Annotated in this window: 6 protein-coding genes; 1 reads left to right on the forward strand and 5 read right to left on the reverse strand. The window is 68.6% G+C overall.

Going from position 1 to position 8,729, the window contains the following annotated elements; translation table 11 throughout:
* Both FJY88_09670 and FJY88_09675 read right to left on the reverse strand, forming a co-directional pair.
* Positions 1-319: cystathionine beta-lyase (locus FJY88_09670; protein ID MBM3287598.1), on the reverse strand; the 319-nt coding region annotated here is incomplete at its 3' end.
* Positions 319-1,302, reverse strand: a complete 984-nt coding sequence (locus tag FJY88_09675) for a pyridoxal-phosphate dependent enzyme (GenBank protein ID MBM3287599.1) — start codon at positions 1,300-1,302, stop codon at positions 319-321. The genes FJY88_09675 and FJY88_09670, both read right to left, overlap by 1 nt.
* A 222-nt stretch (positions 1,303-1,524) precedes the next feature.
* Here FJY88_09675 and FJY88_09680 point away from each other — a divergent pair, with 222 nt between their 5' ends.
* Positions 1,525-2,247: a hypothetical protein gene (locus tag FJY88_09680; GenBank protein MBM3287600.1), complete on the forward strand. Its 723-nt coding sequence runs from the start codon at positions 1,525-1,527 to the stop codon at positions 2,245-2,247.
* Between the two features lie 5 nt (positions 2,248-2,252).
* Here FJY88_09680 and FJY88_09685 read toward each other — a convergent pair whose 3' ends face one another.
* Genes FJY88_09685 through FJY88_09695 form a run of 3 tightly spaced genes read right to left on the reverse strand, consistent with a single transcriptional unit; the run spans position 2,253 to position 8,522 of the window.
* On the reverse strand, positions 2,253-5,180 hold the full coding sequence (locus FJY88_09685) for a hypothetical protein (protein MBM3287601.1): 2,928 nt from the start codon (positions 5,178-5,180) through the stop codon (positions 2,253-2,255).
* Positions 5,177-8,155, reverse strand: a complete 2,979-nt coding sequence (locus FJY88_09690; protein ID MBM3287602.1) for a hypothetical protein — start codon at positions 8,153-8,155, stop codon at positions 5,177-5,179. Before FJY88_09690 ends, FJY88_09685 begins: the two co-directional genes overlap by 4 nt.
* Positions 8,055-8,522 carry a hypothetical protein gene (locus FJY88_09695; GenBank protein ID MBM3287603.1) on the reverse strand — a complete coding sequence of 156 codons (468 nt, stop codon included), beginning with the start codon at positions 8,520-8,522 and terminating at the stop codon, positions 8,055-8,057. Before FJY88_09695 ends, FJY88_09690 begins: the two co-directional genes overlap by 101 nt.
* Positions 8,523-8,729 lie beyond the last annotated feature (207 nt).

Here is an 8,729-nt window from a genome sequence, read left to right on the forward strand (position 1 = left end):
GCGGCATTAGAGATGCGAGAGCCGCGTCGGTCGCGGCGAGTCCGCTGGAGAAAGCGCACGCATCCGCCCCCCCCTCCAGGGCGGCGAGGCAACGTTCCAGGCCGCGCCGCGTAGGGTTGTTCGTGCGCGAGTACTCGAATCCCTTGTGGCGCCCGGGCCCCTCCTGGGTGTAGGTGCTCGTGGCGTAGATCGGCGGCACGGTGGCGCCCGTCGTCGGGTCCGGCTCCTGGCCGATGTGAATGGCCATCGTCGATCGCTTCACGCTTGATCCTCCCTCTTGGACAGTCGGCCGCCTCGGAGACGGGCCGATGATCCGCATCAATCTCCGGATGTGGCCCCTTCGTCTTGGAGGGGGAACCCGTTTTCCCTCATCCAGTTGTCGCTATAGAACTTGCTCATGTAGTTCGTGCCCGTGTCGGGAAGGATCGCCACAATGAGATCCCTCGAGCCGAGGCGGGCGCCGTAGCGCAGCGCCGCGGCGAGGGAAGTGCCCGAGGATCCACCGACGAGAAGCCCCTCCTCGCGCGCCGCCCGCCGGGCGGCGCGGAACGACTCCGCGTCCGAGACGCGGACCCAGTCATCGACGACCCCGCTGTCGAACGTCGCAGGGACGTAGTCCTGGCCGATCCCCTCGACCTTGTAGGGGCGCGCCGTGTCACCCGAGAGGATCGATCCCTCAGGATCGGCGCCCACCACTCGCACCGAGGTGTTCCTTCCCTTGAGGAATCGGCCTACACCCGAGAGCGTGCCGCCCGTTCCGACACCGCCCACGAAGCATGTCACGAGGCCGCCCGTCTGCTCCCAGATCTCCGGGCCCGTCGTGAGCGCGTGCGTCTCAGGATTCGTCATGTTGTAGAACTGGTCGGCGAGCCATGCCCCCGGGATCTCGGAAGCCAGGCGCCTGGCCGTGCCGGTGTAGCTCTCCGGAGACTTGGGCGGAACGTCCGATCGCACGATCACCGTCTCGGCCCCATAGGCATGAAGGAGATCGATCTTCTCCTTGCTCATCTTGTCTGGGAGGACGAAGACGCAACGATACCCCTTCAGGGCCGCCGCGATCGCGAGTCCGATCCCGGTGTTGCCGGCCGTCGCCTCGACGATCGTCGAGATCCCCGGCGTGAGTCGTCCTGCCTTCTCGGCCCGCTCGATCATGGCCAGGCCGATGCGATCCTTGATGCTCCCGCCTGGATTGAAGAACTCGACCTTGCCGTAGAGCGGACAGGGAAGATCGCGGCCGAGCCGGCGGAGCCTCACGAGGGGCGTGCCGCCGATCGTCTGGAGCACGGAATCCACAGATTTCAGCATGAGAGGGGCTCCTCTTCAGTTGTAACGGATGAGGGGAGCCTATTCCCTCCTTCCAGTCAAGCCCGGCTCCGGCGCGGCCGACACCCTATGAGAGGCGGACAGGCGCGCCGCGGGGCCGGCAGACCCCGACGGCTCGCTTCGCCCCGCTGTATGCGGGTTGAGGCCGCGGAGTTCGCGAAGCGGAAGGGCCCCGGGACGGCCCTGGTCCATGGAGGTTCATTGAGCGAGGAGTCTCGGGCGAGCGTGAAGCCGGTGGCGGTGGTGGCCCTCGGCGATCCCGGAATGAGCGACGATGGAGTCGCGATCCGCGTCATGGGCCGGGTCCGGCCGATCCTGGCGGAGATCGCGCTGAGCCGACGCCGCAAGCCGGGGGCGGGCGTCCTCTCGCAGCCGCCCGCGATGCCGCGCCACGATTCGCCGGAGTGGGTCCGGCTCGCGATGAAACGGCCCGCCGCGGCCGGTCTCGCCGGGAGTTCCAGAAGGGCCGCAGACCGGAGCCTGGTCTCGATCGTCGAGTGGATCGAGGCGAGCGCGTCCCCCGACCTTCTGCCCCCGGTCCTCGAGAACCGCAAACGGATCGTCCTGATCGACGCCATCTCCCACGGTATGACGCCAGGATACGTGCAGCACTGGCATCTCGAGCGACCCAGGAAGGTGGACCTTCACGTCGTCAGGTTCTATAGAGCGCTCGAGGAGGGATCGCTCGATCACCTCCCATTCTGGCTTGAAGAGGGTCTTCCCGAGCATGGAACCGACCTGATCGCCATCGAACCGTACCGGATCGAGCCGGGCAACGAGCTGTCGCCGATCCTTCGCTCACGCCTTGCGTCGATCACATCCCAGGTCGGCGGACTGCTCCTGAGGATCCTCGAAGAAGAGGGGTGGAAGGTGAGCGGGCGCGGGGCCGAGGGGTCGAGACGCTCCAGGGGCCGGGCCGCTTGATCCGCTCAACGCACGAGCGTGACTGACCGGCGCGTCTCCCTGCCGTCCACGAGCGCCCGCAGGTAGTAGATCCCGCTGCCGGGTCCCGTCGAGCCGCCCGAACCTCCATCCCACCGGATCCGATGTCGTCCCTTCTCTAGCGCTCCGTCGTGGAGGACGCGCACGAGCCTCCCCTCGACGTCATAGACCTCAACTCTGACATCCGCCTGGCGGTCGAGGCTTACTTGAATCTCCTGGTCCGGACGGATCGGGTTGGGGAAGGCGATGAGAGGGTCGTCCGGCGGCGTCGCGTCTGTTGACAGAAGAGTGGCCTCGATCGGATCGAGATCGATCGCCTCGAGATCCTCCGCGGCGAGTCGGATCCCGGAGAGAAGGAGCCGCGCGCCGACTGAGGGCAGCGGCCTCTCCAGAACGAAGAGAGCCGCGCCGAGATCGTGCGATCCCGCGTCGAGAAGCGACGACATCTCGAAGTCGACGACGCATCCGATGTGGAGGGCGCCGTCCCGCGAGCGGCGGGCCGAGAAGAAGTCGGGGCGATCGCGCGGAGGAACGAGACGCGCGAATCGCAAGAGGGAGGAGTCGTAGGAGAGGTCGAGCTGGAAGCCGGCGAGCCTTCTCCCCGTCGCAACCGTCATCCCGACCCGAACGGAGTCTCCGATCGCGCTCGGCGAACAGGAGATGTCGACGCCTCCCGCGCGCGGCCCCGTCGCGGGACGCTCCGCCGCGCCAGGGATCTCCCCCGATCCGCAGGGCGGGAAGGAGGCGCAGTCGAGCGGGTCTCCCGCCGTCGGGTCCGGCCCGCATTCCTCGGCCGGCGGGGGAGGGGCGGGGCAGGAGCCGAACTGGCGGCAGAGGTTGGCGATGCAGTCGGAGAGATCGTACCGGCCCGAGTCATCGAAGTCTCCGGCGTCCTTGCAGGGCGGCGCCGGTCCGCCGCCGTACTGGTACGACAGGCAGTGGATCGGATCCACGATGTCGATCGTTCCGTTCGCGTCGACGTCGCCTCTCCGGAAGCGTTCGGGCACGATCTCCAAGAGGCCGTCCAGGAGCAGGGGCGCGAAGCTAGGCGAGGCGCAAGGGGTCATGCGGTTCGCGCCGGCGGGGGAGTCGGCGAGATCGATCGCGGTCGGTCCCAGGGGGGCCTCCGGCTTCACCCGCACGAGGAGCTTGATCAGCGCGCCGTCGCCCGGCTCGATTCGCGGAGGACATGCGACCGCGTAGGTCACAACCGCCGAGGCCTCGGCCGCGCCGCAGTCCTGCTGGAGCGAGACTTCTCCCTCGGCGCGCGTGCCGGTCGTGGAGAAGCCGAGGCACTCGAAGACGGCCGGGTCGAAGGCGAGGTGGACCGAGAACTCCCTGATCGGCTCGGCGTTTTCCCCGTGGATGGGAATCTCCGCGTACGGCTGCCCGACCGTGAATTCCAGCCCTTGAGGGACATGGAGGATGTCGCCGCAGCCGATGCAGAAGTCCGCGGCGCTCTCGCCACTTCTCCCGGAATCGATATCCGTGATCCGGATCCTGTATCCCTCTTGCGCGCCCGCGCATCCCGCCACGCTCCAGGGAAAGCTGCCGTCGTTCTCCGTGTCGGCGGCGATCGTCTCGCAGGGGGAGCCGTTCCGGATGAGATCGATCCGGACTCGCTCTCCGCAGTTGGTCGAGGACCATGAGATCGTTCTCGTCGTGCCCGTCGTGAGGATCTCCCCGCCGTTCGGGAAGACCACCTGGGGCGCGCACGAGCGGATGCAGAAGACCTCGCCGCTCTCGTCGCCCAGTCCCGACGCGAGATCGGTGACTCGGATCTTGTGCCTGCAGACCCATGCGCCGCAGCCCTCGGCGACCCACGGGAAGGTTCCGTTGTTGGGGGCGCCGGAGGCGATCGTCAGACACGAGGACCCATCCGAGATCAGCTCGATTCGCACCTGGGAGCCGCATCCGCTCGAGCCCCAGAGGATCTCCAGGCCGGTGCCCTCGTCGAGCATCTCGCCGCCGTCGGGGTAGCTCAGGTTCACCTGGCAGCCCCCGGTCGGTATCGAGAAGGCGGAAACGCTCGTCCCTGCGTTTCCCGCCGCCAAATCCGTGACGCGGATCTTGTAGCCCGAGGTACTGCCGATGCACTGCTGCGCGATCCAGCCGTAACCGCCATCGTTCGCTGTCTCCTCGGCGATCGTCGAGCAAACGGCGTCGTTGAGGAGCAGCTCGATCCGAACCGCCCCGCCGCACTGTGAGGAGTTCCAGGCGATGTTCCGCAACGTCCCCTGTTGCCAGCTCTCCCCTCCGGCGGGGGAGGTCAAGGTGATCTGGCAGCCGGATGGAGCGGGGCAGGAGTTCGATCCCGCCTCGTACCAGCGGACGCGGCCGAAGTTGACGCAGCGATCGGTCTGGGGAGGATTGCCGTCATCGACAAAGGCGGCATACCCGCCGATCGGATTCACGGCGGTGCCGAACCAGCTTCCGGCCGCGCCTCCTTCGATCTTGAACGCGTAGAAGGGAAAGAGACGATCGCCGGTCACCGCGGTTGGATAGGCGACCGTGTTGCCGCGCCCCGAGTAGGGCCAGTCCGCGTCGGGGAGCTGCTGCGTCCCGGCCGGGCCGCAGGGCTTGAATGCATCCCCGGGATCGAGGCCCTCGCCGGCGTAGTCGATTCCGAAGTAGATGGTCGTGACGGCGGGGCTCGCGGTCGGCAGGAATGAGGCGAGCAGCCACACGACCGTCCCGCTCCCCTTGTCGCTCCTCGTGACGGCCGCCTGGCAAGTTCCCGGATCTCCCAGAGGCGTGGCGCAGACGGTGCCGCTCCCGTAGGTGTAGGCGTCATTCGTGTGAACGATCATCGCCCCGTTCCTGTTCGGGCCTCCGAGCGAGATCGAGGCGGCCGCGCAGAGAAGAAGCGCGCCGAGGGCGAGCGCGACGAGGATCGGGAGGGAAAGCCGCCTCACGGCCCCTCCTCCCGGGCCGGCATGGATCCGGGGCGGGCGGCGCAGACCTCGATCGCGCCGTCCTGGAGCGCCGGGTCGACCCCGCCGCCTCCGCATCGCGTCATCGTGTTATAGCTGGGATCCGCGTCGCTCAGATCGAGAACCGTCGGCCCCAGAGGAGCGTCGGCTTTCACATTCACGATCAGCTTCATCATCACACCTTCTCCGGCGGCGATGCTCGGGGGGCACGAGGCGCTGTAGATCACGCCGGCGCTGGCCGATCCTTCCCCGCAGAGCCGGGCGAAGCTCGTCCCGCCGGCGCCGCGGGTTCCGGCGTCGGTGATGTCGACACACTCGAAGACGGCCGGATCGAAGCTGAGGTGGATCCCATACCCCTTGATCGCCTGGCTGTTCCTTCCGTAGATGGGGATCTCGACCCCCCGCGCGCCGCGGCAGATCTCGAGGCCGGCCGGGATGTAGTAGAGATCGGGGATCGGAGGGATCGAAAACGTGGCCGCGCTGCTCGCCGAGCCTCCGCAGACGAGCTGAGTCACCCTGATCTTGTACCCGGAGGCGCTTGCGCCGCAGCGCAGCGCGGTCCATGGGTGGCTTCCGTCGTCGGGCGTGCTCTCGGCGATCACGGAGCAGACGGCGTCGTTTTGGAGCAGCTCGATCCTGACCGCCTGATCGCAGGCGGCGGGCGCCCAGGCGATCGTCCGCTCGGATCCCTCTTGCCAGCTCTCGCCGCCCGACGGGGACGTGACGGCGATCGCGCAAGGAGCGCACGGGATCTCGAACGAAGAGTCGCTCTGATCCTGGACGCCGCTCCCGACATCCGTGACGCGCACGGCGTAGCCGCCGATCTCGTTTCCGCACCTCTGCGGGGTCCACGGGAAGGAGCCCGTGTTTCCTGTCGCCGCGCTCAGGGTCCTGCAGACGACCCCCCCGCGCAGGAGCTCGATCCGGACCGTCGCGCCGCAATGGGCCGAGGTCCACCGGATGGTCTGGGGCGATCCCTCGGCCCAGCGTTCCCCGCCGTTGGGAGCGGTGACCGAGAGCTGGCAGGGCGGCTGCGGGATGGCGAAGTCCGCCGCCGACTGTCCCGCGACTCCGGTCTCGATGTCGGTCACGCGGATCGAGTAGCCGGTCTCGAGATCGGCGCAGTTCGATGCCGTCCAGGGGAAGCTGCCGTCATCCGGAGCGGATTGCGCGAGCGTGGCGCAGGCCGAGCCGCCGCGGTAGAGCTCGATGCGGACCAGGCCCGTGCAATCGGAGGATGTCCAGGTGATCGTGCGCGCGGTCCCTTCCGTCCAGACCTCGCCCCCGTCGGGCGAGGTGACGTCGATCGAGCAGTCCGGGATCGAGAAGGCAGCCTCGCTCTGGTCGAATGCGCCGCTCGAGAGTTCCTCGACCCTCACCGCGTAGCCGTCCGCTCCCGCGGCGCAGCGCGAGGCGGTCCACTGGAGGAGCCCGTCGTTGGCCGTGGAGGCGGCGATCGGCTGGCAGGGCGAGCCGTTCCGGTAGAGGTCGACCCTGACCGTCCCGCCGCAGTCCCCCGACCAGTCCCAACGGATCTCGTGCGAGGCGCCCGAGGTCCACCTCTCGCCGCCGTCGGGCGACGCCAGCGCGATCCGGCATGGCGGGGGGGGAATCGAGAAGGGGAGGTCGCTCTCGTCCGTCTGCTGGCAGGCCAATCCCGTCACGCGGACGCGGTAGTCGGTCGTCTGAAGCAGGCATCGGCTCGGGATCCAGAGCAGGCTCCCATCGTTCGGCGTGCTCGATGCGATCGTCGCGCAAACGCTGCCGGCGCGAACGAGCTCGATCCGTACCGACTGATCGCACTGTCCCGAGAGGCTCCACCTGATCTCCTGCTCCGCGCCTTCCTCCCAGATCTCTCCTCCGTTCGGCTCCAGGACGGACGCGCCGCAGGGCGGGCAGACGCAGAAGGGGCTGTTGCTCTCATCGACCTTGGACGTCTCGAGATCCGTCAGACGGATGCGATAGGCGCAGCCGGGGGACGCGCAGGGCTCCGCAGTCCAGGGGAAGCTTCCCGTGTTGGGCGCGCTCGCGGCGATCGTCCGGCAGGGTGCGCCATCGATGAGCAGGTCGATCCGGACCTCGCCCCCGCATTCGGTCGATCTCCACTCGATCGTCCGCGCCTCGCCCGGCTCCCAGCGCTCGCCCCCGTTGGGGGAGAGGATCTCGAGGACGCACTCGGGGATCGTGAAGGACCCGTCGCTCGTATCCTGCGTTTCGCACGGGCCGATGACGCGGATCGCGTAGCCGCCGGCCGGCCCGCAGTTCTGGACCTGCCAGGCGTGCCGGCCGTCGTCGGGCGTGCCGTCGACGACCGTGCGGCAGTAGGCTCCGTCCCGCAGCAGCTCGATGCGAACCGTGGAAGCGCAGTCGACCGAGGTCCAGACGATCTCCCGGATCGTCCCCTCCTTCCAGATCTCGCCGCCGTTGGGGCTGGTCACGAGGACCTCGCAGGGGGGGCAGACGCAGAAACCGGAGTCGCTCTCGTCTCCGACGCCGTACTCGATGTCGGTGACGCGGATCCGGTATCCGCACGGGTCGTCGCAACAGGAGCCGGCGGTCCAGGGGAACTGCCCATCGTTCTCCGTGGCGGAGGAGAGCGTCGCGCAAACGACGCCCGCGCAGATCAGATCGATGCGGACGGAGCCGCCGCATCTCGACGACGTCCAAGCTATCGTTTGCTCGCTGTCCCGCGGGAGAAGCTCTCCTCCGTTCGGGTAGGTCACCACGACTCGGCACTCGGGGATCATGAACGTCCCCTGGCTCTCTGCGGACGCGCCCGACTGGAGGTCGGTCACGCGGATCGCGTACCCGCTCTCTTCGCCCGCGCAGTTCTCCGCGATCCAGTCGAGGGCGCCGTCATTCTCGGTCCCGTCTGATAGCGTTCTGCAGACGGAGCCTTCGCGCAGAAGCTCGACGCGGACGGTCTCGCCGCATCCGGAGGAGGTCCAGGCGATCAACCCGCCTGTCCCTTCCCTCCACTCCTGGCCGTCGGCAGGGGACGTGACCTGGATGCGACAGGCCTCGATCGTGAAGGGATCCGACTCCCCGGCGACCTGCCCGCCGCCGTCGGTCACCCGGATGCGGTACCCCTCCTCCGCCTCCCCGCACCGGACGGCGGCCCAGGCGAGGGCGCCGTCGTTCTCTGTCGCCTCGGCGATCGTCACGCAGGCGGCTCCATCGAGAAGAAGGTCGACGCGGACTGTCATCGCGCAGGCGCCGGTTGTCGTCCATGCGATCTCCCGGACGCCCCCTTCCTGCCACCTCGCGCCGCCCGCGGGGGATGTCACCTCGATCTCGCACGGACCAGCGATCGTGAAGTCCCACCCGCTGGATCCGGACTCGCCGCTCTGGAGCCCGGTCACGCGGACTCTGTAGCCGCTCTCCCGATCGAGGCACCGCTGCGGGATCCAGTCGTGCGCTCCGTCGTTCTCCGTGGACGCGGCGATCTCGGCGCAGGGGATCCCCTCGGCGAGCAGCTCGATGCGGACGGAGGCGTCGCAGGTGCCGGGCGACCACCGGATCGTCCCGGGC

Source organism: Candidatus Eisenbacteria bacterium, assembly GCA_016867495.1.
GTDB lineage: Bacteria > Eisenbacteria > RBG-16-71-46 > CAIMUX01 > VGJL01 > VGJL01.